Origin of the sequence: Vibrio sp. Vb1166, assembly GCF_033338695.1 — a bacterium.
Taxonomy (GTDB): Bacteria; Pseudomonadota; Gammaproteobacteria; order Enterobacterales; family Vibrionaceae; genus Vibrio; species Vibrio alginolyticus.
Genome location: NZ_JAWOTE010000004.1, coordinates 1 through 24,757, shown reverse-complemented (window position 1 = coordinate 24,757; position 24,757 = coordinate 1). Strand labels below are relative to the sequence as shown.

At 47.4% G+C, this 24,757-nt stretch carries 25 protein-coding genes, 1 rRNA gene and 1 riboswitch; of the genes, 11 read left to right on the top strand and 15 right to left on the bottom strand.

From position 1 onward, the window contains the following. The first annotated feature begins 119 nt into the window (after window positions 1–119). Together R7E51_RS05960 and R7E51_RS05955 are read left to right on the top strand one after the other, a co-directional pair. Window positions 120–1,472 carry a GntP family permease gene (locus R7E51_RS05960; RefSeq protein ID WP_053308050.1) on the top strand — a complete coding sequence of 451 codons (1,353 nt, stop codon included), beginning with the start codon at window positions 120–122 and terminating at the stop codon, window positions 1,470–1,472. 16 nt (window positions 1,473–1,488) lie between these two features. Beyond that, window positions 1,489–2,625 carry a glycerate kinase gene (locus R7E51_RS05955; RefSeq protein ID WP_054702117.1) on the top strand — a complete coding sequence of 379 codons (1,137 nt, stop codon included), beginning with the start codon at window positions 1,489–1,491 and terminating at the stop codon, window positions 2,623–2,625. Between the two features lie 95 nt (window positions 2,626–2,720). Here the strand turns inward: R7E51_RS05955 and R7E51_RS05950 are convergent, their stop codons facing one another. Further along, window positions 2,721–4,157 (bottom strand): aminotransferase-like domain-containing protein, encoded by a 1,437-nt coding sequence (locus R7E51_RS05950; RefSeq protein ID WP_206957587.1) that lies wholly within the window; start codon window positions 4,155–4,157, stop codon window positions 2,721–2,723. 92 nt (window positions 4,158–4,249) lie between these two features. On the opposite strand from R7E51_RS05950, the gene R7E51_RS05945 reads away from it, so the two are divergent. From R7E51_RS05945 to R7E51_RS05935, 3 genes are all read left to right on the top strand, one after another. After that, on the top strand, window positions 4,250–5,149 hold the full coding sequence (locus tag R7E51_RS05945; protein ID WP_170897421.1) for a DMT family transporter: 900 nt from the start codon (window positions 4,250–4,252) through the stop codon (window positions 5,147–5,149). A 66-nt stretch (window positions 5,150–5,215) separates the two neighbouring features. Continuing rightward, window positions 5,216–5,503, top strand: a complete 288-nt coding sequence (locus R7E51_RS05940; protein WP_005374318.1) for a hypothetical protein — start codon at window positions 5,216–5,218, stop codon at window positions 5,501–5,503. A 153-nt stretch (window positions 5,504–5,656) separates the two neighbouring features. Continuing rightward, window positions 5,657–6,247, top strand: a complete 591-nt coding sequence (locus R7E51_RS05935; RefSeq protein WP_262591170.1) for a type II secretion system protein — start codon at window positions 5,657–5,659, stop codon at window positions 6,245–6,247. Between the two features lie 37 nt (window positions 6,248–6,284). Here the strand turns inward: R7E51_RS05935 and R7E51_RS05930 are convergent, their stop codons facing one another. The 5 genes from R7E51_RS05930 to R7E51_RS05910 all read right to left on the bottom strand — a co-directional run bounded on the left by R7E51_RS05930 (window position 6,285) and on the right by R7E51_RS05910 (window position 9,161). Next, window positions 6,285–6,812, bottom strand: coding sequence for a GNAT family N-acetyltransferase (locus R7E51_RS05930; RefSeq protein WP_025768768.1), 528 nt, complete (start codon window positions 6,810–6,812; stop codon window positions 6,285–6,287). A gap of 33 nt (window positions 6,813–6,845) precedes the next feature. Further along, the gene (locus R7E51_RS05925; protein ID WP_176311403.1) at window positions 6,846–7,313 is read right to left on the bottom strand and encodes an HAD family hydrolase; all 468 of its coding nucleotides are present in this window, start codon (window positions 7,311–7,313) and stop codon (window positions 6,846–6,848) included. A gap of 119 nt (window positions 7,314–7,432) precedes the next feature. Beyond that, window positions 7,433–7,903: a GNAT family N-acetyltransferase gene (locus tag R7E51_RS05920; protein ID WP_033907192.1), complete on the bottom strand. Its 471-nt coding sequence runs from the start codon at window positions 7,901–7,903 to the stop codon at window positions 7,433–7,435. A gap of 1 nt (window position 7,904) precedes the next feature. Beyond that, window positions 7,905–8,636, bottom strand: a complete 732-nt coding sequence (locus R7E51_RS05915) for a glucose 1-dehydrogenase (protein ID WP_176311404.1) — start codon at window positions 8,634–8,636, stop codon at window positions 7,905–7,907. Window positions 8,637–8,645: 9 nt separating this feature from the next. After that, a complete protein-coding gene (locus tag R7E51_RS05910; RefSeq protein WP_017634358.1) occupies window positions 8,646–9,161 on the bottom strand; it encodes a GNAT family N-acetyltransferase in 516 nt (171 codons plus the stop codon). 270 nt (window positions 9,162–9,431) lie between these two features. Here R7E51_RS05910 and R7E51_RS05905 point away from each other — a divergent pair, with 270 nt between their 5' ends. Both R7E51_RS05905 and R7E51_RS05900 read left to right on the top strand, forming a co-directional pair. After that, entirely contained in the window at window positions 9,432–10,526 is a 1,095-nt protein-coding gene (locus tag R7E51_RS05905) for a NapC/NirT family cytochrome c (RefSeq protein ID WP_017821006.1), read from the top strand. Window positions 10,527–10,548: 22 nt separating this feature from the next. Then, window positions 10,549–12,996 carry a trimethylamine-N-oxide reductase 2 gene (locus tag R7E51_RS05900; RefSeq protein ID WP_017821005.1) on the top strand — a complete coding sequence of 816 codons (2,448 nt, stop codon included), beginning with the start codon at window positions 10,549–10,551 and terminating at the stop codon, window positions 12,994–12,996. Window positions 12,997–13,066: 70 nt separating this feature from the next. Here the strand turns inward: R7E51_RS05900 and R7E51_RS05895 are convergent, their stop codons facing one another. From R7E51_RS05895 to thiD, 8 genes are all read right to left on the bottom strand, one after another. Next, a complete protein-coding gene (locus tag R7E51_RS05895) occupies window positions 13,067–13,792 on the bottom strand; it encodes a phosphatase PAP2 family protein (RefSeq protein ID WP_005374297.1) in 726 nt (241 codons plus the stop codon). Window positions 13,793–14,002: 210 nt separating this feature from the next. Further along, a complete protein-coding gene (thiE, locus tag R7E51_RS05890) occupies window positions 14,003–14,617 on the bottom strand; it encodes a thiamine phosphate synthase (protein WP_053350096.1) in 615 nt (204 codons plus the stop codon). A gap of 63 nt (window positions 14,618–14,680) precedes the next feature. Then, the gene (thiM, locus tag R7E51_RS05885; protein ID WP_017821002.1) at window positions 14,681–15,472 is read right to left on the bottom strand and encodes a hydroxyethylthiazole kinase; all 792 of its coding nucleotides are present in this window, start codon (window positions 15,470–15,472) and stop codon (window positions 14,681–14,683) included. A gap of 12 nt (window positions 15,473–15,484) precedes the next feature. After that, window positions 15,485–16,153 (bottom strand): thiaminase II, encoded by a 669-nt coding sequence (tenA, locus tag R7E51_RS05880; protein WP_206957585.1) that lies wholly within the window; start codon window positions 16,151–16,153, stop codon window positions 15,485–15,487. A 54-nt stretch (window positions 16,154–16,207) separates the two neighbouring features. Beyond that, window positions 16,208–17,158 (bottom strand): ABC transporter substrate-binding protein, encoded by a 951-nt coding sequence (locus R7E51_RS05875; RefSeq protein ID WP_017821001.1) that lies wholly within the window; start codon window positions 17,156–17,158, stop codon window positions 16,208–16,210. Window positions 17,159–17,205: 47 nt separating this feature from the next. Next, the gene (locus R7E51_RS05870) at window positions 17,206–18,006 is read right to left on the bottom strand and encodes an ABC transporter permease (protein WP_017821000.1); all 801 of its coding nucleotides are present in this window, start codon (window positions 18,004–18,006) and stop codon (window positions 17,206–17,208) included. Continuing rightward, window positions 17,999–18,754 (bottom strand): ABC transporter ATP-binding protein, encoded by a 756-nt coding sequence (locus tag R7E51_RS05865; protein ID WP_017820999.1) that lies wholly within the window; start codon window positions 18,752–18,754, stop codon window positions 17,999–18,001. Before R7E51_RS05865 ends, R7E51_RS05870 begins: the two co-directional genes overlap by 8 nt. Beyond that, entirely contained in the window at window positions 18,744–19,601 is an 858-nt protein-coding gene (thiD, locus tag R7E51_RS05860) for a bifunctional hydroxymethylpyrimidine kinase/phosphomethylpyrimidine kinase (protein ID WP_005383329.1), read from the bottom strand. Before thiD ends, R7E51_RS05865 begins: the two co-directional genes overlap by 11 nt. A gap of 97 nt (window positions 19,602–19,698) precedes the next feature. Then, window positions 19,699–19,806: riboswitch (TPP riboswitch) on the bottom strand. 311 nt (window positions 19,807–20,117) lie between these two features. Here thiD and R7E51_RS05855 point away from each other — a divergent pair. Continuing rightward, window positions 20,118–21,503 (top strand): TldD/PmbA family protein, encoded by a 1,386-nt coding sequence (locus R7E51_RS05855; RefSeq protein ID WP_017820998.1) that lies wholly within the window; start codon window positions 20,118–20,120, stop codon window positions 21,501–21,503. Then, complete coding sequence (locus R7E51_RS05850) at window positions 21,503–22,846, top strand: TldD/PmbA family protein (protein WP_017820997.1); 1,344 nt, start codon at window positions 21,503–21,505, stop codon at window positions 22,844–22,846. The genes R7E51_RS05855 and R7E51_RS05850 overlap by 1 nt, the downstream gene beginning before the upstream one ends. Window positions 22,847–22,923: 77 nt before the next feature. Here R7E51_RS05850 and trmY read toward each other — a convergent pair whose 3' ends face one another. Beyond that, window positions 22,924–23,523: a tRNA (pseudouridine(54)-N(1))-methyltransferase TrmY gene (gene trmY / locus R7E51_RS05845; RefSeq protein WP_017634347.1), complete on the bottom strand. Its 600-nt coding sequence runs from the start codon at window positions 23,521–23,523 to the stop codon at window positions 22,924–22,926. Between the two features lie 158 nt (window positions 23,524–23,681). Here trmY and R7E51_RS05840 point away from each other — a divergent pair, with 158 nt between their 5' ends. After that, window positions 23,682–24,206 carry a DUF3087 domain-containing protein gene (locus R7E51_RS05840; RefSeq protein WP_017820996.1) on the top strand — a complete coding sequence of 175 codons (525 nt, stop codon included), beginning with the start codon at window positions 23,682–23,684 and terminating at the stop codon, window positions 24,204–24,206. Between the two features lie 483 nt (window positions 24,207–24,689). After that, window positions 24,690–24,757, top strand: a 16S ribosomal RNA gene (locus R7E51_RS05835); the annotation flags it as partial.

The window sequence follows — 24,757 nt, the reverse complement described above, 5'->3', positions numbered from 1 at the left end:
ATCATTTGTCACTCCGCCTAAAGGAATTCGAAAGCAAACGATTAATAATTCATGCGTCCCTACATGTTGAGTGAGCCAACACGGACTCGCTCAGCAAAATAAGAATAAATGGAGTTATCATGAACCTTATATTAATCCTGCTTGGGGTGATCGCATTTATTGTGCTCACGACCACCAAATTCAAATTACATCCCTTTTTAGCGCTGATCATCGCAGCGTTTCTTGCGGCATTTGCTTACGGCTTACCGGCAGATAGCATTGCCAAAACCATTGCTTCTGGCTTTGGCGGCATCCTTGGTTACATTGGCTTGGTGATCGTTTTAGGTACCATCATTGGTGTTATTTTGGAAAAAAGTGGTGCGGCGATCACCATGGCCGATACGGTCATCAAAGTGTTGGGTGAGCGTTTCCCAACATTGACCATGAGCATCATCGGTTACATCGTTTCTGTTCCGGTATTTTGTGATTCAGGCTTTGTCATTCTGAACTCGCTCAAAGAATCACTCGCGAAGCGTTTAAAAACCTCAAGCGTTGCAATGAGTGTGGCGTTGGCAACTGGCCTATACGCGACGCACACGTTTGTGCCGCCAACTCCTGGCCCTATTGCCGCTGCGGGTAACTTAGACCTGGAATCTAACCTTGGTTTAGTGATTGGTGTGGGTGTGTTTGTTGCAGCGGTTGCGGCGTTAGCGGGGATGTTGTGGGCGAACCGATTCCAACATGTTGAACCAGATGGCATTGAAGCCGTAGAAGAAATTCAGCAAGACTGGCAAGCACTCAAAGCGTCTTACGGCCAATTGCCAACGGCGAGCCAAGCATTCGCTCCTATTTTTGTTCCTATCTTATTGATCTGTTTTGGCTCTATCGCGAAATTCCCAAGCCTACCGCTGGGCGAAGGTTTTGTGTTTGATGTTCTGACTTTCTTAGGACAGCCACTAACGGCATTGGTGATTGGCCTGTTCCTTTCTGTTCGTCTACTCAAGTCAGACAACAAGATTGAAGAATTTGGCGAGCGAATCAGCCAAGGTATTACGGCTGCTGCGCCTATTCTTTTGATTACCGGTGCGGGTGGTGCATTTGGCGCGGTATTAAAAGCCACGCCGCTAGGTGAATACTTAGGTACGACGCTATCGGCGCTGGGCGTGGGTATTTTCATGCCATTTATCGTTGCGGCTGCGCTAAAGTCGGCGCAAGGTTCATCAACGGTTGCATTGGTTACCACATCGGCTTTGGTTGCGCCTATGCTTACGCAATTGGGGCTCGATTCAGAAATGGGCCGCGTATTAACGGTGATGGCGATCGGTGCAGGTGCGATGACGGTTTCTCATGCAAACGACAGTTTCTTCTGGGTAGTTTCGCAGTTTAGCCGCATGTCGGTGGGCTTAGCGTACCGCGCGCAAACCATGGCTACGCTCGTTCAAGGTGTCACGGCAATGGCATTGGTGTACATTTTGAGTCTCGTTCTCTTATAAGTCTCTGGAAATACGTATGAAAGTGGTAATTGCACCTGATTCATTTAAAGAAAGCTTAACCGCCAAACAAGTGAGCGAGGCGATCAAAACGGGTCTTGCTCGCGTATGGCATGATGCCGAGTTTGTTACGGTTCCGGTCGCAGACGGTGGCGAAGGCACGGTTCAATCTTTGATAGATGCAACTCAAGGCGAACAAGTCTTCACAACGGTGACCGCGCCACTAGGGAATGATGTTGAAGCGTTTTATGGCATCCTCGGCGACGGCGAAACCGCGGTTATTGAAATGGCGGAGGCCAGTGGGCTGCACCTTGTGCCGAGTGACGCTCGCGACCCAAAACTGACCAGTAGCATTGGTACCGGACAGCTGATCAAACACGCGCTAGACAGAGGCATTCAACGCTTAATTATTGGTTTGGGCGGCAGCGCTACCAATGATGGTGGCGTGGGCATGTTGACCGCGTTGGGGGTGGCGTTTCTTGATGAATCTGGTCATGCAATTACCCCAAATGGAGGCGGGTTAGCGGCGCTTGCGTCCATCGATATTTCTGGTCTTGACCCTCGTTTAGCAACTTGCGAAGTGTTGGTAGCGTGCGATGTTGATAACCCACTCTGTGGTGACAAAGGCGCGTCGGCTATCTTTGGCCCTCAAAAGGGAGCGACCGTATCAGACGTCACTCAGCTCGATAACGCATTGCGCAAGTTTGGCGAGTTGACGGAACAAGCGACGGGTAAGCATGTACTGACTCGTGAAGGGGCGGGTGCTGCTGGTGGTATGGGCGCGGCCTTGCTCGGGTACACGCCAGCACGTTTGCAACCAGGAATTGAGATTGTGCTTGAAACGGTCAAACTTGCTCAGCATGTTGAGGATGCGGATATCGTATTTACAGGCGAGGGTCGAATCGATCATCAAACCGCACATGGCAAAACGCCGATGGGCGTTGCTCAGGTCGCCAAGCAGTGTAATTTACCAGTCATTGCATTAGCAGGCTGTGTGGGCGACAACTATCAGGCGGTTTATGAGTGCGGCATTGATGCGGTGTTTGCTTGTGTACCAAGGGCGATGAGCTTACCTGAGGCCATGAAAGAGGCCGACGTCAACGTTGCTAACTTAGCCGAAAACGTCGCGAGAATGTGGCAAATTAAGTCGCACTGAAGGCGATGACGATATGAAAAACTCCACCTTTGCGTGGAGTTTTTTGTTGTTACGTGTTTGCGTGTGTAGGCATAAGTTCATTTAGCAAGAGCGAGTTAACAGGCATGCTTTGCTATCAATTTTGCCAGTGTTTGCATCGCTTGACTCCAATCGGTTTCATGACCAAAGTTTGCCACGCTGAGGCGTACGCAATGCCGATATTGCCCTTGAGTGCCAAATACGGTGCCGGGAAGTAGGCTGATTCTGTGCTTATTGCATGCTTGATACAACGCATAGCTGTCCGTGTCTTCGGGCAGTCGCAACCAAAGTAAGAACGAGCCTTGTACGGCGTTGATCTGGTATCGATTTTTTAGAGGTTCGTATTCATCCAAGTATTGATGAAGCATCTGGATAAATCGTCGCATGTTGTTTTGATAAACCCGACCCATTCGCGCAGTATGCGTTCGATACTTGCCTGACGTTAGAAACGTTGCCACGGCGGATTGCATCAGGTTCAAACTGCCCATGTTCTCACACAGTAGATATTGTTCAATTTGGTCTCGATATCGCCCCGCCAACATCCAACCAATTCTCAAACGCGAATCGAGCGTTTTGGATAACGAATTCACGTAAATTACGCGTTGCTTGTCATCGAGCAATCTCAAGCTTGGCAACGGCTTATCATAACTTAACCCGCCAAACACATCGTCTTCGATAATAGGAATATTGCCGGACGCCAATAGTAATTGTTGACGCTTTTCTAGCGGCATCATGGCACCAGTTGGATTGGTGAAGTTTGGCGTTACGATGATCGCTTTTATGTCCCATGTCGCCATTGCTTTTGCTAAGGCTTCGGGGCACATACCGTCGCGTGGGCAACTCGGAATTTCCACCACTTTGAGGCCGAGTGATTCTAGCATCAATAAGTTGCCAAAATAGCAAGGGGACTCCACCGCGACGATATCGCCTTTTTGTGTCGTTGCGCGCAGCGCTAGGCTAATGGCTTGTTGCGCGCCGTGCGTTACCATGATCTCATCCAACTTGGCTGGCGTGCCCAAATCTTGTGTGATTTTCGCCAGTTGTTTGATTAAGAGGTGATCACCGGGTGGTAATTGGTAATGGCTCGGTACATGCGTTTGCTGGCGGCTGTGGCGGCCGATCTCGGCGTACAAGCTTTTGATCGCGGGGGAGTCAATGTTTGGGTGGGCAGAACCGGTAGGCAAACGCTCTTGGTATTCAGGATAAGTAAGGATTTCTTTGCAGATCGAGAGCAAATCCACGCGAGTCGGATCCGGAATTGAGCGAGAGGTCGGCAAGGCGACTTTAACTCGATAACCCGATTTGGGAACCGAGTAAACCAAGTTTTGTGCTTCCAGCTCTTGATACGCACGAATCACGGTATTTTTACTGACGTTTAATTCTTGGCTCAACGAGCGAATGGAGGGCAGTCGATCATCCGCCTGATAAACGCCACCATTGATGGCTTGCTTGAGGTGTTTTTCCACCACGAGGTACTTATTCCCTTCACTGCTTCTCAATAAATCTGTACCCATAAAAACACTTCCATCTGTCACTTTTTGAAAACACTGTACCTAATTACATTAGCAGTATCTCAAAACATAAAACAAGCGTGAGTGAGGCGATCATGTTAATCCGAGCCATCCCTTTTGTATTTGTCATCCTTTGGGCTTCTGGATTCGTTGGTGCGCGTTTTGGTTTGCAATATGCCGAGCCAGCGACACTACTTTCTATCCGTATGGCATTCAATGTCTTACTGTTTTTGGTTCTTGTGGCGGTATTGCGTAGAAGGTTGCCGACAGGAAAAGATTTTTGGCACAGCTGTGTAGTTGGTGCGTTGATCCACGGTTTCTATCTGGGCGGTACTTATTTCGCTATCGCCTTGGGTATGCCTGCTGGGTTGAGTTCGTTGTTGGTGGGTATTCAACCGATTTTAACCGCGGCTTTGCTGGTGGCGTTTGTTCGTGAGGAGTTTAAGCCCTCGCAATGGCTGGGTTTGGCTCTTGGTTTTGTCGGTATCGCTATGGTGTTGATGGGCAAAATGGAGTGGCAATCCGAGCAGCATAAAGTGCTGGCTATTGGTTTGTGTTTATTGGCTTTGGTTGGTATCACGCTAGGGACGCTTTATCAGAAAAAACATTGCCAACAAGTGGATATGGTCGGTGGTGCGACGGTGCAATATTTGGCCGCGCTCATCATGTTTCTGCCCGTTGCGATGCAGTTTGAAACCATGCAAGTGCAGTGGGAACTGGAGTTTATTTTGACTGTGTTGTGGTTGGTCGTCGTGCTCTCTTGTGTAGCTATTCTACTGCTGCTGTACATGGTTAAGAACGGTGCTGCATCGAGCGTAGCTTCTGTATTCTACCTGGTGCCACCAACGACGGCGATTCAGGCTTGGCTCGCGTTTGGAGAGTCATTTGATTGGATGGGGATTTTTGGTTTCGTACTGGCAGCTACGGCGGTGTATTTGGTGGTTAAAAAGCCGGATCTGACGATAAAGAAATCGATTCAAACAGAATATACCTAAATTGGGTAGGGACATTTGCGTACCAGTGGGTACAATCTGCTTCATCTTAATCCGTGGAGCAGAATGATGAAGGTAAAGCCAGATCGAATGACCGCCATGCGTAGCATCATCGAGCAAGTAAAAGCGGAACTACCAATTTATGAACCAGAAACGTTTGTATGTGGACCAGAAGGGCAGTGCATTGGCTGTCCGAAGAAATTGTTGGAAATGGTCGATTCAGAAGTCACTTATTGGGAGTCAGCCATGGAGCGCGGCATTGTTCCGCAGTTCGATGAGATTCGTCGTTTTGGCAAAATGTGCACGAATGTTCGTCGTGGTCTGGTGCGAAATAATGTGCCTTTACTCAGTAACTAGAGAGTAAAAACCGTCTAATATCTGACACATAGCGTCGTTTTGTTACACTGCTCTTTGGCTGCTGTTCTCAAGTTTGAGTGGTGTTTGTCTCTTCTTACCCCTTAAGCCTTTAATCGTAAGAAATTGGCGATATATTGGCTCGGTCTCACATGGATGTGGGGCTATTGTCTTGGACTAGTTGAGATAAGAAACGTGAAATCAAAGGGATTTACGCTGATGGAAATCACCATAGTGCTTACCACTTTGGCTTTCATCGCATTAGCTGCTTTACCAGTACTACTCGATATTCATCGCCAAGCATACGCTGCGATGTTACACAGTTCTCAGTCTTCTTTGGGTACGGCTCTCAAATTCTTCCATGCTCAATCAGTGATTGATAACGCTTACGGCCAAGAGCACGTTCACTACATTGACCAACAAGTCAAAACACGCAAAGGCATGCCAGAAGCGAGTGCCGATAGTATTCGAGCTTTGTTAGAAATCGATCTACCAGCTAGAGGTTACTCGAAAATTGACGTGCCGTGCAAAGGCAGTGATTTTTGTATCATCGGTCAGCAGCACCCGAACAGCGCTCATTTTGTCGCGATTCCTGATTATCAGTTCTTAGATAAATCGGGTGTTGATCGCGTGGTGTACATTTGGCCGCAGGGTTACACATTGGCAGAAGAAGCGTGCTATTTCTACTACGTGAATCAAGCCTCTAACGATTCAATTGTTCGAGGGCATGTGACGCAAGGGTGTTAACCCCGAATAAGTGTTGCGAACAACGGTTATCGTGACTCTACAAATCGGGGTTTTTCGAACGGCTTTGCGCTTTATACAATACCATTTTTTGACTCATCAAGACTTTACCATTTGGCAAGGTCACTTCCCCAAGTTCCCCCTGATGTTCAAATCCAAACCGTTCATACAAAGCAATCGCTGGTGTGTTGGTTGTGTATACGTAGAGTGCGATTTGGTCGTAACCAAATTCCCAACCACGTGCGATCGCGACTGCTAATAGTTTCCGCCCCAATCCTTTGCCTCGGTAGTTTTTGTCGATGTGAATACCAAGAATACCGACGCGAAGGCGTTGCCCTCTTTCGTAACCGCACATCTCAGCTGGGTAGATTTCAACACTACCGATAAGTTTTTGGCGGTCAAACGCGACAAACTGAGGGATGGACTCGTTTTCCACACGTTGCAGGATTCTGCGAAGCGTTGCGTTATCGGGTGCAGGAGAAATCAAAAATTCCCCTTCGGAGTACACTCGATTCCACAGCGCGGTGAAGCGCGCGATATCGCTCACCTTGATGGATCTGATTTGCATTCATCTTCCTTGATTAGTGCAGGTTAGTAACGGTTAGGGGATAAGCTCAGATAAACAACGAATTTGGTTAGGAATGGCTTCGGCTGGTGCATCAGCGCCCGTTGGGTTAAACCAAATTGTGTTTACGCCCGCTTTCATCGCAGGGTAAATATCTTTGTGAGGTAAATCGCCAACCATGGTTATTCCACTCACGTTAACCCCTAACTGTTTTGCGATGGCGAGATAAAACTCAGGTTGGTTTTTAGCGATGCCGAGGTTGGCAAAACAAAAATAGCCATTTAAGTATTGGTCTAAGTCGACGCGAACAAATGCACGCTGAACCTCTTCCATGTTGGAATCAGATGCACTGGTCGCAATGTAGATGGGATGATTTTGGGAAAGTATTGCCAGTGTTTCTCTGGCTTGAGGAACAGCTTCTACGTGTTCCCAATCGCACATTTTTCCTTGTACGTGAGGGAAATCTACCATCAAGGTGTTCCCCCAATCGAAAAGATAAATCATGTTCGAATCTCCTTATCCGCACATCATATCGTCTTTTTCTAAAATCAGGGGGGTAAATTGCATCGATAAATGCGATTTAGGTGGGTTTAGTCGTGAAAAGCGCTTAATTGTCGTTATCGTTACAAATGTTTCAGCATAATGCGTGAGTTAGTTTTAAAACCTTGATTATCGTAAAAGCGCTGTGCTGGCTGATTGAATTCCATCACTTCCAATCGAACTTGTGTGGCATTGGCATCGCGCGCCCATTGCTCACAGGTTTGGAGCAGTTGGCGGCCGATTCCTTGCTGCTTTTGCGCTTCATCGACAACAATTGTTCCCACGCGACAAATTGGGTCTTTGATCAGAAAACTGACGGTGTCGTTTTGGGTGATCATCGCGGTTAAGAAGCCGAGAATTTGCTGTTCGCGTTCGGCAATCAAAAAGAGTCGCTCTTTGTTCTCTAGTGCTTGTGCAAGAAATTCGCGGTCAGCTTCTGAAGGCGCAACAAAGGCTTCTGGCGCATTCGCAAAATGCAGTGAATTAATTTGAAAATTAAGCTGAAAAATTTCGTCTAAATCATCGGGAATCGCTTGTCGAATATGGACTTGCATTCTATCTGCCCCCTGCAATATCGATAAATGATCCCGTGACATAAGAGGCTTCGTCACTTAATAGCCAAGCGATCGCATTTGCCACTTCTTCTACCGTGCCACCGCGTTTAAGAGGAATTTGAGGGCTGAGTCTATCTACTCGGTTTGGTTCTCCGCCGTCGGCATGCATATCAGTGTAAATGAAACCAGGTCGAACGCCATTGACGCGAATATTGCGCTCTGCCAACTCTAACGAGAGCCCTTTAGTTAAGGTATCCATCGCGCCTTTTGATGTGGCGTAATCGACATACTCAAATGGCGCGCCTGAGCGCGACGCTCCAGAGGAGACATTCACAATTGCACCGCCTGCACTGAATCGCCTCGCCGCTTCTCGACAGCAGAGAAAACAGCTATTCACATTGGCGTTCATTACTTTCTGAAAGCGTTCCAAGCTGATTTCTGACAAAGGCGATTGAGTAAAGAGGATGCCAACGTTGTTGACCAAGTGCGTCACTGCACCAAATTCACGTTCTGTTTCATCAAACAAGGAGAGCACTTGCTTCTCATCGGCTACGTCTGCGGCGATGGCAATCGCTTTGCCACCGTTTGCTTGTATTTCTGCCACAACTTGGTCGGCGGCCTCTTGCTGAGTGCGGTAATTAACGCAAACGCGATAGCCTTGCTCGGCCAGCTTTTTCGCCGCTGCGGCTCCAATGCCTCGGCTTGCGCCGGTAATGATGACTACTTTATTCAAAATACGTCCTTATTTTTGTAGTGAGTAGATTTTATCGGCGTAGGGTTTGCCACCAATTTGGTATGCGTCTGGAATGACCTCAATGAGTTCGAAACCACATTTTATCAGGACACGTTCTGACGCAATATTGCCTTCAGTGACCGTCGCGGAAAAGTGGTTGATGTTATGTGTCGAGGTTGCCCAGTATAGAAGCGCTTGAAGAGTTTCTGTTCCAAACTGTTGGCCATGAAATTCCGGCAAAAGTAAGTAACCTACCTCTGCCTTACCGTTTTCAATAGCAAAGCCAGTGATGCCGATGGGTTGTTCAGATTGCTTATCGAGTATTACAAGGCAAAGCCAATGCTGGCAATTTGGGGTCCATGGTAATAATCGCGAAGCAAATTTTTCTCTTATTTCTGTTTCGCTGGGACGATCGAAACAGAGCGCAATAACCTCTTGTTCGGAGAGTAATCGTTGAAAGAGTTCCCAGTCACTGGCTTTGATGGGTCTTAATTGGCTTCTGTGCGTCTCGATATAAACTGACATGCGTGTCCTTACTGCATCAATGTGGAGATTCAGTCTCTCATCCTCTTATCTGTTTAATCAAATAGTTGCATTCATAAAAGTGATTTATGTGGTGAATAGTTGGCTGGGTAATGGATTATTGCCATATATTCATCTTTGAGATGCAAATAACAAAATTTCATACTTGAGGCATACAGAGCAACACGGAAATGATGTGGATCAAGAGAGGACTACCCATAAAGTAGTAATTTGCGACCTATAATTACATTTTATTTGGAAGTGTTGCTAATTATGTCAATAAAAAAACGATATGTTGCACTGCTGGTTGCTGCCGGCATTGGTGTGGGCTGGTTAACTTTGGGGGGGAGTGCGGCAGTAATGCATTACACCTCAGATACTGAATTTTGTCTCTCGTGCCACTCTATGGAAACCCCTTACAAAGAGTACCAAGGCTCAGTGCACTTCAGTAATGCGAAAGGCATTCGCGCGGAATGTTCTGACTGTCATATTCCTCAAGAACCAATGGATTACCTGATCACCAAAATTCGCGCGTCGAAAGACATCTACCATGAATTTGTGACAGGTAAGATCGACACGCCAGAGAAATATGAAGCACATCGTAAAGATATGGCTGAAACGGTATGGGCTCAGTTCCGTGAAAATGATTCAGCGACGTGTCGTTCGTGTCATGATTTCGATGCAATGGAAGAGTTTGAGCAATCACGTGATGCGGCGAAGATGCACGCTTACGCGAAAGCAAACGATCAAACGTGTATCGATTGTCATAAAGGTGTGGCGCACTTTGCACCAGAAGCAGAGCTAGACAGCAAGGCATTTGAAACGTTGATGAGCTTCACCACAAAAACATCACCTGGTGCCAAAGTCGTTTACCCTGTGACTGAAATCGCAATGGGTGAGATGGGCAAAATTAACCCAACGACGAAGTTGGAAGTAATCAGCTCTAAAGGCGACAACCGCACTGTTAAGTTGAACGCATTCCAAATGAAAGGCGCAGAGCAAGTGCTTTACATGGGAGAAGGTCAACGTGCCATCGTAGCAACGCTAACAGAGCAAGGCCAACAAGCGCTTGAAACTGGTGAATTTGAGGCAGATGTTTACGGCAACGAATGGCGCGCGGTTTCTCTAACTGGCGCTATTGATTCTCCAGTTGTTGACACGCTTGAACCAGTATGGTCATACGCAGAAGAGTTGGACAACGTTTACTGTGCAACTTGTCACGCGAAAATTCCTTCAAATCACTTCACAGTGAATGCATGGGGACCGGTAGCGAAAAGTATGGGTGATCGAACTGATATTTCAGCCGAGAACCTAGAAATTCTAACCAAGTTCTTCCAGCACCACGCGAAAGATGTGGTTGGTCACTAACGATAAATAGAAGGATAAGATTATGACTAATATGACCCGTCGCGGATTTCTAAAAGGCACTGGTATGGCGGCTGGTGCAATGGCATTCACTTCATTTGCACCTATGTCTGTTGCGTCTTCAAACCAGCGTGGCAAGGGCATTTTGACAGCGGGCCGCATGGGCCCAATGTTATGTGAAGTGAAAGATGGTAAGTTGGTTTCGACTACTAATGCTCTTCCACAAACTGTACCAAATAGTCTACAAACTACTGGGCCTGACCAAGTGCATACCAAGGCGCGTGTGAAGTACCCAATGGTACGTAAAGGCTACTTGGCAAACCCATCGTCGCCAGAAGGTGTGCGCGGTAGTGATGAGTTTGTGCGTGTGTCTTGGGATGAGGCTTACAAGCTGATCCACGAACAGCACATGCGAATTCGCAAAGAATATGGCCCGGCTTCTGTGTTTGCAGGCTCTTACGGCTGGCGCTCAAGTGGCGTGCTGCACAAAGCACAAACCTTGCTGCAACGTTACATGAGCATGGCGGGCGGCTATTCAGGCCACTTGGGTGACTACTCAACGGGTGCTGCGCAGGTCATCATGCCGCACGTTGTGGGCTCTATCGAAGTGTATGAGCAACAAACCACGTACCCAGTGGTACTAGAGCACAGCGATGTGGTTGTGCTTTGGGGCTTAAACCCGATCAACACTCTAAAAATCGCGTGGAGCTCAACAGACTGTGCTGGTCTTGAGTTCTTCCATCAGTTGAAAAAATCAGGCAAGACGGTTATCGCTATTGACCCTATTCGTTCTGAAACCATCGAGTTCTTTGGTGAGAATGCGGAGTGGATTGCTCCTCACCCAATGACCGACGTGGCAATGATGATGGGTATCGCACACACCTTAGTGAAACAAGGTAAGCACGATAAAGCCTTCCTCGATAAATACACCGCAGGTTACGACAAGTTTGAAGCGTACCTGATGGGCGAAGAAGACGGCGTAGAAAAATCAGCAGAATGGGCATCACAAATCTGTGGCGTACCTGCGAAGCAACTTGAGCTACTGGCTGACATCTTCAGTAAAAACCGCACCATGCTGATGGCTGGTTGGGGCATGCAGCGCCAACAATACGGTGAGCAGCGTCACTGGATGCTGGTTACACTGGCAACAATGTTGGGTCAAATCGGTTTACCGGGCGGTGGTTTTGGTTTCTCTTACCACTACTCAAACGGTGGTAACCCTGCTCGTGATGCTGGCGTACTTCCTGCGATTTCGGCATCGCTGGGTGGCGGCTCTTCTGCGGGGAACGACTGGGCGGTGTCTGGCGCGGTGCAAAGCTTCCCTGTGGCGCGTATTGTCGAGGCGTTGGAAAACCCAGGTCAATCCTACCATCATAACGGTCATGAACTGACGTTCCCGGACATCAAGATGATTTGGTGGGCAGGTGGTGCGAACTTTACTCACCACCAAGACACCAACCGTCTGATCAAAGCGTGGCAAAAGCCTGAGCTGATCGTGATTTCAGAGCCTTACTGGACGGCGGCTGCGAAGCACGCGGACATTGTTCTGCCAATCACCACATCGTTCGAGCGTAACGACTTAACGATGACGGGTGACTACAGTAACCAACACTTGGTGCCAATGAAGCAAGTGGTTGAGCCGCAAGGTGAAGCGCGTAATGACTTCGATGTATTCGCGGACATGGCCGAGATGCTAGCTCCGGGTGGCCGTGACGTATACACCGAAGGCAAAACTGAAATGGAATGGCTGTACGGCTTCTACAAGGCGGCGCAACAAGGTGGCCGTGGCTCTCGCGTAGCAATGCCGAACTTCAGCAAGTTCTGGGAAGATAACCAACTGATCGAGATGAAGTGGAACGAGAAGAACGCACAGTTTGTTCGTTACGCAGATTTCCGTGAAGACCCGATCATGAATCCACTCGGTACACCAAGTGGTAAGATCGAAATCTTCTCGAAAACCATTGAAGGTTATCAGTTGGAAGACTGTCCTCCACACCCAACGTGGATGGCACCAACCGAGTACACTGGCAATGCAAAAGACGGCGAGTTGCAGCTAATGACCGCGCACGCAGCGCATCGTCTACACAGCCAGTTTAACTACGCGAAGATTCGCGAAGAGTACGCAATTGCAAACCGTGAACCTATTTGGATTCACCCTGAAGATGCGAAAGCGCGTGGTATTAAAACGGGCGATTTAGTTCGTGCGTTTAACAACCGTGGTCAAGTATTGGTTGGTGCAGAAGTGACTGACCGAATCAAGCAAGGTTCAGTGTGTATTCATGAAGGCGGCTGGCCGGATCTGGATCCGAAAACCGGCATTTGTAAGAACGGCGGTTGTAACGTGTTAACGTTGGATATTCCGACCTCTCGACTTGCAAACGGCTGTGCGGCGAACTCGGCGCTGGTTCGTATTGAAAAATACACTGGCCCAGAATTAGAACTAACAGCGTTTGAACCACCAAGAAATGGTTAGAAAAAAGTAGCGTTTTAAAGCAAGAAGCCAGCGAATCGCTGGCTTCTTTTTTATCTAGTAATCGTTCACATTAGCGCGAAGCGAGAGAAACAAATGGCATCTGTTTCTTAATTTGAAATGTCGGGAGTAAAGTAAATACAATCGCGACAAACAAGACTGAGCCTATTAAATCTTCAGGGCGGTGCATCCCCAGCCATAAGCGGCTATATGCGACGCTCATTCCCCACATCCATAATGACAGTGCAGAGATATAGCACTTGTTCTGTAAGAACAACCCGCCAAAGAAAGCCAAACAAATCGAAACGAAAATCGTATGGCCGGATGGGAAAGAATAGTCTTTCTCGCCTTGCCAATGGCGCGTTCGCCAATCACTGACGTGTTCAGAAATCTGGTTAATTACGTTGGCTTGCTGCTTTGTATCCAACTGATAAAACGCGTCTGGGTGCTCAATCAATTGTTCTGCTGCGAGCAATTCCGTGTAGGGACGCGGGCTTTCTGTCATCAGTTTTAGCCCCGTTTTGCTGGCAAAACCAATCACCAGTAACAACCCTAACATTGAGAGTTTTTGTATCCACTCAATGCGACTTGGTTTAAAGCGAAATAAAGAAAGCAGTAGCAGTGTTAACGTAATTAAAAAGCCTTTGCTACCAGCAGAATCTGTGAGCAAAGTAAAAGTAATACCCAGACTTTCCGGCACCTGTGAAGTGAGATTGTGATAAGAGCCAAACAGCGACATTGGGATGATGCCAAGAACAAACAAGGCGAGCATCATCAATCCATATTTTTTGGTTTTCATTGAGAGCGTTTTGTTTTTATTGAGGGTTATTCAACCACGTGAAAATAAGGGGCTTATCTTACGTTATCTGGCGTGAAAAACTTATCAACGCTCTGTCAATTCGAGCGTGAAAGTGACATTGCAGCTCTTCGTTGTGAAAGGAGAGGTTGTTGAAAGTACTGAAAGGCAAACGCGCTCATCCATAAGCGCTTTGTTCAGGCGTGAGCAAGGTTAGCTCATCAACCCTAATAAATATTCCGATGCGGCTTTTGGATCTTCTGCGTGGCAAATCGCTGAAACCAAAGCTAAGCCATGAACACCAGTGGCGCTGAGTTGCGGAATGTTACTTTCGTTAATGCCACCAATAGCGACGATTGGTAAGGACGTGGTGTTCAACGCCATCTTCAAACCTTCAATACCCCAGTGTTTTTTGGTGTTGGTTTTGGTCGGCGTAGCGAAGATGGCACTCAAGCCGATGTAATCAATGGGCAGAGAATCCGCCTCTGCCAGTTGATCTTCAGTCTCAATCGATAAGCCGAGAATCTTGTTTGGGCCAATCAATTGACGAGCGATCTCTGCTGGCATGTCTGACTGCCCGAGGTGAACACCATCGGCATCGACGGCAAGTGCAACATCAACACGATCATTGATGATTAACGGGACGCCAGTGCCTTCAAGGATCGTCTTCACGGCTTGAGCTCGTTCAATAAATTCACGAACGTCACCATGCTTTTCGCGCACCTGTACCATGGTGACCCCACCTTCTACCGCCTTTCTTACAACGTGTTTGAGAGTGGGTAAATCTTGTTGGTCGTCGGTGACCAAATACAAACGATAGGCGTTCATTGTGTTTCCTTTCGCCTCCCACTTTCGTTGGAGTGAGAGGCGTTTAAAGCATTGAGAAGCGATTTATCTCACTTGTAATTTAAGACGTGTTGCCAGTGTTTCTTCATCCAGTTGGTAAAGCTCATCCAAAAGATGCATTTGCAAGCTACCTGGCCCTCGCGCTTGCTCAGCCGCAATTTCCCCCACAACGCCAAGCACCGCTGCTGCAGCAAGGCCCGTTTCGTCGCCGATTGCTGCGAAAGCGCCAGTCAGTGCCGTTAGTGTGCAGCCCATGCCCGTTACGTATGGCATCATCTCGTGACCATTGTTCAGTTGCACGGTTTGTTCCTTCGTGACGATGTAATCAGTCTCGCCAGAAATCACTACGCTCGCACCATACTCTGCGACTAAGAAGTTTGCTGCGCCAAGTGCTGCGTCGCTGCTGTCTAACGCATCGACGCCTTTGCTTTGTGCTTGCTCGCCAGCGAGTGCAATGATTTCTGAGGCGTTACCACGGATGATCAGCTTGTTTGCAAGGCGTGCGATCTCACGCGATGTCTCTGTACGCAGTGAACTTGCACCGCAACCGACAGGGTCGAGCACAACAATTTTACCGTTCGAATTGGCTTGCTCGACGGCATAGCTCATGCGCGGCGTCCAAACGCTGTCTAGGGTGCCGATGTTGATCACCAAAGCGCCAGCAAACGACATCATCTCTGCCATCTCTTGTTTGGAGTGCGCCATGATTGGAGAAGCGCCGATCGCTAATAGTGCGTTTGCTGTGTTATTCATCACCACGTAGTTAGTGATGTTGACGACTAACGGCTTTTGCTGGCGTACTGCGGTTAATGCTTGGGTGATTTGTTCAATTAACATGAGACTCTCCGATTAATCTTGCTGAGTGTTCAGACCTTGTTGCCAGAATGCTACTTCCATACGCGTTGCGGTTTTGAATACCTGAATCAGGTTTTGACCGCGCTGGCTGTTGATATCAATTTCTGCTAGCAACTGATTAAAGTGTTCTGCCCCTTTTGCGACACCAGATTGGAATTCCTCACCACCGTAGAGGTTGATCCAACTTGCATATGGGTTGCCTTCGATTACGGTCTTTTCATCTTCAATCAGCACCTTACCGATTACGGCATAACCGATGGAGCATGGCGCTAGTGCCGCGTATAGATCAACAAGATCGCCCGTCATGCCAGCATCTAATACGTAACGGGTGTAAGCCACAGTGCCGAAATCTTCTGGCTCGTTTTCTAAGTCGGATTCTGTCAGTCCCCATTGCTCACAGTAAGTCACGTGGTGGGCAATTTCAGAATCGAGCAATGCATGTACGCTTGGTAAGGCACGGCGCATGTCATCCAAAGTACGTGCTTTGTAGATCGCTAATGCGTAGGCTCGTGCGTACTGTTTTAGGAAAAGAAAATCCTGCTTTAGGTAATGCAGAAAACAAGGCTGAGCCAGAGTGCCTTGCGCCAATTGCTGCACGAAAGCATGCTCAGTGTATTCTTGCCAATCTTGGCGGCAAGCGTCGATCAAATCTTGGTATTTCATTATGGGTATCTCGTTATCAAAAGACCCTAGGCTTAGAGCCCAAAGTCAGTAGAATTAGTCAAAGTTCGGTACGTAATCTTTCGCTTTTGGCAGTGTTTCGATGATTTTTTGTGAATACATGAATTGCGCATAATCATCGTAGCGTTTCAGATCTACTGCGGATGGACGAAGAGCAAAACGAGTTAGCGTGTCGTTCCAAGCGCGTTGGTTAAGCTCGTTGTTGAGCGTGTCTGGTGAATAAGCAACAAACTCTTTCCAAGATTCTTTTGGATGGTTAACGATGTAAGTGGTTGCTTGCTCTAGCGCTTTGTTGAATGCCTTGATGGCTTCTTTGTCGTAGGTTTTTGCATTGGCTACGAAGACTAACTCGTCATACGCTGGCACGCCGTGTTCTTCAGGGAAGAAGGCCTTAGCTTTATAACCTTCTAGTGCCAGTTGGTTGGTTTCGAAGTTACGTAGACCGCCCCAAATCGCATCCACCTTTCCAGACGCAAGAGACGAAGACAGCGCCCAACCTACGTTGATGATTTGTACGTCAGAAAACTTCACGTTCTCTTGAGTTAGCATGGTGCCGATTGTCGCTTCTTCGTTGCCTGCGATCGCAATACCGATCTTCTTGCCTTTCAAGTCGCCAAGGTTTTCATTCTTACCGTTATCCAACACCATCAGAGTGTTGAGTGGCGTAGCAATCAAAGTCGCAGAGCGGATTAGTGGCAAACCAGCTGCGACATCGATAGTTAGGCTCGGTTGGTATGAAATCGCCATGTCGACTTTACCCGCCGCGACCAACTTAGGTGGCGTGCTTGGATCTGCCGGCTCTTGAATGTTGACCTTCAAACCTTGTTCTTTGAAGTAACCACGCTCTTTGGCAATCACGATAGGACCATGATTTGGGTTGACGAACCAATCCAACATCAGTGTCATCTCTTTTTCTGCTGCAAGCACATTGGTTGATACCACTGAAGCGAGTAGAGCAGCAGCGCTCATAAGTTTGTTTTTATTCACGGGGTTCTTCCTTTTCTTTCCCAATTTCCTTTGGTTATTTTCGGCAATTACTTGCTTTCCCAAGGGATGGCTTTTTTCAATAATTTATCGGTGATGAAGTAGAGTGCGATAGACAGCACGGCGAGGATAAACAGCGCCGCAAACATCTCATCAATGATCATGCGAGCGTTAGCTTGGAGCATCAGATAACCCAAGCCTTCACTTGAACCTACCCACTCACCGACCACTGCTCCAATTGGCGCAATAACGACGGCAACACGAATACCTGAGGCTAAAGTTGGTAGGGCGGCTGGCAATTGAATATGACGAAGTAGCTGCCATTTAGACGCGCCCATGGTCTTGGCAAGGTCGAGGTAACCTGTTGGCGTATTGCGCAAGCCGTCATAGCAACATGTCGTGACGGGGAAAAAGATGATGATCGCCGCCATGACTACTTTCGATGCAATGCCGTAACCCAGCCAAAGCATGAGCACTGGCGCGATAGCGAATACAGGGATCGCTTGGCTAGCAATCAGAATTGGCAGTAACCAACGCTTCAGCGGCTCGAACATCAGCATTTGCAATGCGAACAGCAAACCCATTGATAATCCAAGCGCCAAGCCAAGTAAAATCTCTTGCGCGGTAACCCAAGTATGTTTGAGCAGAACATCGTAACGAGTGACTAATCTATCCAGCACTTCAATTGGTGAAGGTAAGATGAAGCTTGGCATGTCGAATACCACAACAACCATCTGCCACAATCCCAAGATCACCGCTGTGCTGATAACTAAGCGTAGAGCCGGATGGGTCACGCGTTCTTTTTTACTAACGCGTGCCGAAACGGAGTTGTACTGAGTCATATCACTCATAGCCTTTCTCCAATTGATCCAAAATCGCTTGTTGAAGCGCGGCGCACTCTCCATCGAGAACTCGTGGTGGCTTGGAATCCGGAACAACCAAGTGCTGAGCTTGCGCAGGCGTACCTTGCAGTACATAGAGTTGGTGAGCTAATCGCACCGCTTCTTGTGGGTCGTGGGTAATAAGAACAACGGTCTTATCTTTCAGTAATTCGGCAGACAAGGTCTGCAACTTATGGCGAGTAACCGCGTCCAACGCAGAGAAAGGCTCATCCATCAGAACCAGAGGTTTGTCTTGCATCAGAGTGCGAGCAAGGGCAACACGTTGTCTCATGCCGCCAGAGAGCTGAGTTGGTTTAGCATCCGCGTAATCGGCGAGTTTTACTTGGTTTAGTAAAGCCAGTGCACGTTGTCTATTTTGCTCTGGTGCTTGCTCTTGAGAAAATCGAGAACTGAGGCAGACGTTGTCTAACACATTCAACCACGGTAGCAATAAATCCTGCTGAGCCATGTAAGCGATACGGTCATGCAGTGCAGCGCCATCCGTTGTGATGAGTTCGCCATGCCAGTCAACTTGGTCATCCAGTAGGCCAGCTAAGTAACGCAATATCGTCGTTTTTCCGCAGCCACTGCGACCAAGTAACACTGTCCATTGATTAGCAGGAATAGTCATACTCAACCCTGCTAGCGTTGGTGTTTGGCTGTCTTTGTATCGCAGACTAGCATCGGAAAGCTGAATGCCAATCGCGTTAGCGAACATAAGTATGACCCGCAAAAAAGTGGTTCACAGGGCCATGGCCTTTACCTACATCCAATTCATCAGCGTGTGCGATAGCTTGGCTGATGTACTGCTTACCCAGGTGCACCGCTTTGTGTAGGTTGTTGCCTTGGCCAAGATAAGACGCAATGGCGGAAGAAAGTGTACAGCCTGTGCCATGAGTGTTTTTGGTTGGAAATCGCTTGGCGCTAATTAACTCGGCACTGTCTTGCATGATAAGCAGATCGTTGCTGTTTTCATTTTCTTCAAGGTGACCGCCTTTGAGCAGAATAGCTTTGGCGCCAAGCGCACGAAGGTCGGTAATCATATCGTTCATTTCAGATTCTGATTGAGGCATTGGCTTACCCGTCAATGCTGCGCCTTCGGGTAGGTTAGGGGTAATGATGTCTGCGAGCGGAATCAATTCTTCTTTTAAAGTGCTGATTGCCGACTGTTCCAGTAATAGATCGCCGCTGGTGGCCACCATCACAGGGTCAATCACGAGGTGTTTTGGCTGGTATTGTTTAATTTTGTCTGCAACGACTTTGATGATGTTGGAATCTGCCAGCATGCCCACTTTGACTGCAACGATGTTGAGGTCGGTAAATACTGCATCAAGTTGGCTCTCTACATGGTCGAGAGGAATGGGGAAAATCGCAGAAACGCCTTGGGTATTTTGCGAAGTAATCGCCGTGATTACCGAGCAAGCAAAACTGCCGGTTGCGGACATCGCTTTGATGTCGGCTTGAATACCTGCACCGCCACCACTGTCTGAGCCCGCGATGGTCAATACGATAGGGGTAGGCAAGGCTGGCGTGTGATGTGAATGAGGTTGTGATTGCTGCGTCATGGTCGCTCCTACTACAAGACGTATAGGAACTGACTTTGACCGTTGCAGATAGATCGATTTTTCGATCGCTATCGCTTACCTAAGAGGGGCGACGAAAGGCAAAGTGTGCATAGTTCCCTACGTCAGTGCTAACTGAATCAGGTTCAACGGGTCTCGAATTTCGATCTCAGCCAACACTTGTCGTGTGGCCCCCCGACTATTTCGTTCGGATGATAGCAGGACCATTGCGGAAGGGATACGTTTTTTGAGCGTAATTATAATGAGTATTCAATTATGCGAGGTGAGTGATAAAGTAAGCACCTAAATGGTTTGCTGGGTGGAATTTACTAGTGCAACGCTCTGGTGAATGAGCAGAACCTGGAATATTTAATAAATAATCGTGGTCTCGTTAAGCAAGGATTAGCACAAAACAAGGTTAAAAAACTGTTAAAATTTAACGTGTTGCCAATTTAACTTTGTTGAACTTTTTCACAGTTAATTAGGAAGGCTAAGACGATCATCGAGCAAGGAGACTTCATGCTTAATTCTGTAACAGCGAAGTCAGTGATCGATCATGCGCTCTTTTTGGGGGCTGATTTCGCTGAACTATTCGTTGAACATCACCAAACCAACACTGTCCAGATCGCATCTGGTGAAGTGGATAAGGTTAACTCGGGTATCGATTTTGGTATCGGTATTCGTCTTTTTTTCGGTCATAAGGTGCTTTACGGTTACACCAACAGCACAGATGAAGCCGAACTAAAGCGCGTAACCTCGCTGCTTGCTGCAAAAGACAAGCGTGAGCAAATCGCGTCAGCGGGTTCTTTGAATTTGAACCGCTACCCAATCCAACATGGTTGCCGCATGCCGCTAGGTAAGGATGCTAACCTAGATTCAAAAATCGCGTTTCTATTGAAAGTTGACCAAGCCGCACGTGCTGAGAGTGAACATATCAGCCAGTTTATTGGCAGCGTTCTTCAGCGCGAGCAACAAGTGTCTATCTTCAACTCAGAAGGTCTACACGTTGACGATACTCGCCACTACATTCGTGTTGCTGGTAACACTGTCGCGCAAAAAGGTAATGAGCAGTCTTCTGGTATGGAAGGTCCTGGCGCTCTTGCTGGTTGGGAATTCAGTGAACAGCTTGATGCCAAAGAGCTAGGTCAAACTATCGCGCAGCAAGCGTTAGTAAAACTTGGCGCGGATGCTTGTCCATCGGGTGAAATGCCGGTGGTGATTGGTAACGGCTTTGGCGGCGTTATCTTCCATGAAGCATGTGGTCACTTGCTAGAAACCACTTCAGTTGCGAAGAAAGCATCAGTCTTCCACGACAAGATGGGCGAAATGGTTGCTCACACCGCAGTGAATGCAGTCGATGATGGCACCATGACCAACGAATGGGGCTCGATTCACATTGATGATGAAGGTATGAAGACTCAGCGCACTCAACTGATCAAAGACGGTAAGCTAACCAGCTTCATGGTCGATAAAATGGGTGGCATGAAGACAGGTTATGAGCCTACGGGTTCTGGTCGTCGTCAAAACTACAAGTTCGCACCAACCTCGCGCATGCGTAACACCTTTATCGAAGAGGGCGAGCATTCACTTAATGACATGCTGGCAGGCATCGAACGTGGTATCTATGCGAAGAAGATGGGCGGTGGCTCTGTTCAACCGGGTACGGGGGAGTTTAACTTTGCTGTTCGTGAAGCCTACCTCATTGAAAATGGCAAAATCACCAAGCCTCTGAAAACAGCAACGCTGATCAGCACGGGTCCAAAAGTGTTGAAAGAAATCAGCATGGTCGGCAAAGACATGGCGCTTGCGCCGGGCATGTGTGGTTCCGTGAGTGGTTCAGTACCAACAACTGTCGGTCAGCCAACGCTGAAAGTAGATAACATTCTGGTAGGAGGCGGTAACTAATGAGCCAAGAACAACAACTTCTTAATGCGGTTGATTACGTCCTATCAGAAGCAAAACGCCAAGGTGCAGAAGCGGACGTCATTGTAAACCGTAACAGTAGCTTTTCTTTGAAAGCGAACCAAGGAAAGCTGGATGAGTACAAAGTAAGCTCAAGCCAAGTTCTGGGTGTTCGTGTTGTGAAAGATGCGCGTGTTGCAACAAGCTATTCTGAGTCGTTAGAGCAACCAAGCTTGGATTTGATGCTGACCAACGCACTGCAAAGCGCTCGCTTTTCCAAGCAAGATGAACATCAGACAATTAGTTGCGTGAACAGCCAAATCGCGACTGATGTTGCTGAGATTGCGCAAGAAGATACAACTTCTGTTGACGAAAAAATCGAACTGTCTCTCGCTCTTGAGCAAGGCGTAGTGGCTCTGCCTCACGCCTCTAGCGCACCTTACAATGGTTACAGCGATGGCGAAACACAACTGATCATTGCCAATACTCAAGGCACATTGTGTCAACACTTCGAGCGCTCGTTCACTTGTTACGCGTATACCTTGTTTGAAAAAGACGGCAAACAGTCAATGGCGGGTAGAATGTCACTGGGTCGCCGTTTTGATGAGTTGAATCCAGCTTACTGTATCGAGGGTGGCTACAACCTTGCTCGCGATCTTCTTGAAGGCGCACCGGTTGCGACGGGTAACTACCCTGCTATCTTCCACATCAATGCGCTAGCAAGTTTATTCGGTGCTTTCGGCAGTGCTTTCTCTGGCGTAAGCGCGATGAAAGGCATTACGCCACTGGGTGACAAGCTTGGTCAACGTGTTGCGAGTGATTTAATTACCTTTACTGATACGGCTTACATGCCAAATGGTATGGCAATCGCGAGTTTTGATAGTGAAGGCTTCGCTACTCAAGATAATGTCATGATTGCTAATGGTGAGTTGAAAACCTTGCTACACAACAGCCAGACCGCAAGTTACTTGGGCGCAGTCTCGACAGCAAGTGCCGCTCGCGGTGCAAAATCGAGCCTAGACGTATCAGCGAATCACAAAGTGATTGCGACGGGTAACAGCAGTGCGTCAGAAGTAAAAGCGGGTGAGTACCTAGAGTTAGTCGAACTTCAAGGTGTCCATTCTGGTGCGGATGCAGTGAGTGGTGATTTCTCATTTGGCGCGAGTGGTTTCTTGTGCCGTGATGGTAAGCGCATTCAACCAGTTCGTGGGATCACGGTAGCGGGTAACTTCTACAATATGCTGCAAGAAGTTGAGGCAGTAGGTGATACTCAGCTAATTAACGATAGCCGAACTTTCTTCTCGCCAGACGTTCGTTTTGCTCGTTTGAGCATTGGTGGTAAGTAAACTTAGCATTACTATAGAAACAAAAAGAGGACTCAATAGAGTCCTCTTTCATTATCTAGCAACGTGTGCGCGAATAACTAGAATTCGCGTATGTCCAACTCATTGTGGATCAATACTACACACTGAGAAGCGAAAAGCATCTTAGGACCTAAGCTGATCTTCTCTGTGCCAAGGCGCTTTAAGCTGTTAAAAGACTTTTTCGGCATCGGTATATGGTCAGTTAGCAAGAAACATGGATTTTCACCAATTTCTGCATCACGAACAAATTCGCCTTTCTTATCCAGCATATATAGTTGGTGATCTTCTGCCAGTTCTTGTACTAGGCGTTCAAAGCTCACTGTACGAACGGTAATACCAGGTTCGACTTCACGAAGTTGCTCTTTACCCATACCAACCGAAGCATCCAAAGCGCGAGCCACTGCTGCAATCAAGGTTGACTCATGGAAGCCGCCAATGTTGGTGATGTCGTTGGAGCGAATAGTAATGGTGCGTGAGAAGTCTTTTGTGCTTTCCAAAACCAAGTGAACAACCACATCTTCACGGTGTGATTGAGCAACGAACATAGTGTTCATCATGGTATGAGCAAGAATCTCTGTATGCGCTTCATTACCAACACCTTCTAACAGTGCTTTGCTGGTGGTTGGCGCCGCGCGAGCTCGTAAAACAAAAGAGCGCATGAATTTAGCCTCTATATAGGAAGAGTGAATGCGCGGAAGTATATACCCAAGCAGGGAAGGGATGCGAGTTTAATAGCAAATGTGAACTTACTTACAAAGCTTCGATTGTCGTGCGGAGTGCGCTGGTTAAAATAGAGGTAACCTGTTAGGAGCGGTATATGGAAATCAAACAGATAAATAAAGACATTTATAAAAAGAAAGTAAACCTTGTGATTGGCGGTTTTGTTGCGTTGCTCGCCATCTCCTCTCTTGCCTTTAGTACCTTGCTGATTGTTTTGTTTGGCAACACTGAAGTCGTACCAGAACAATCAACGGGCAATTTCCATTGGAATTTGATTGGTGTCGTTCTCGCAGTTGCAACTTCCCTCTCTTTATTGAATCAAATTAAAACTCGACCATACATGGAAGAAGTGCTGTACGTTTGGAAACTCAAGCAGCTGCACAACAAGATCTTTCGTAAACTAAAAAGCATTAAAGCAGCCGCGAACAATGGCGATGTAAAAGCGCTGACGATCCTTAAGTTCTACTATACGACTCAAAGTCAGGTGTTTGAGCTAGACAACAACACACTGACGATGAGCAGTGTAAATAAAGAATTGGAGGCTCTCGAGCAAATCGAAGCGGCGCAATCAATGAGTCTCGATATCACAGGCTTTGAAGAGTCTTGGCTAGACACATATTGATTGCCTATTTGCTACTTGAAGTTAACAACTGAGTGCTAAAAATAAGCGTTTGAGTGAGATTTAATCATTCGACGCTTTTTTTTGATTTTTTTTCTGAAAAGGGGTTGCCAAGAAAAATCATCTCCCTATAATGCGCCTCCGTTGTCAGGGCAAAGCGGAAACGCAAAAGCGGTTGGCAAGAAGGCGAAAGAAAACTTCTAAAAATTAATTTAAAAAAGTGTTTGACACTGAAAATTAATTCCTTAGAATACGCCTCCGCTTCGATAGCAAAGCTTACGAAGCAAGCTCTTTAACAATATAGACCTATCAATCTGTGTGGGCACTCGTTGATGATAATCCAATTAGATATTTCTTTCTTAACGGAAAGCGGTATCAAATTAGGTTTCAATGAAACGAAGTGACCATTGAATCGAAAGATTCAGCACAGTCAATTCAAACATTACTTATGTAATGTTCAGTATTCATTGAGCCGAACAAAATCTTAAATTGAAGAGTTTGATCATGGCTCAGATTGAACGCTGGCGGCAGGCCTAACACATGCAAGTCGAGCG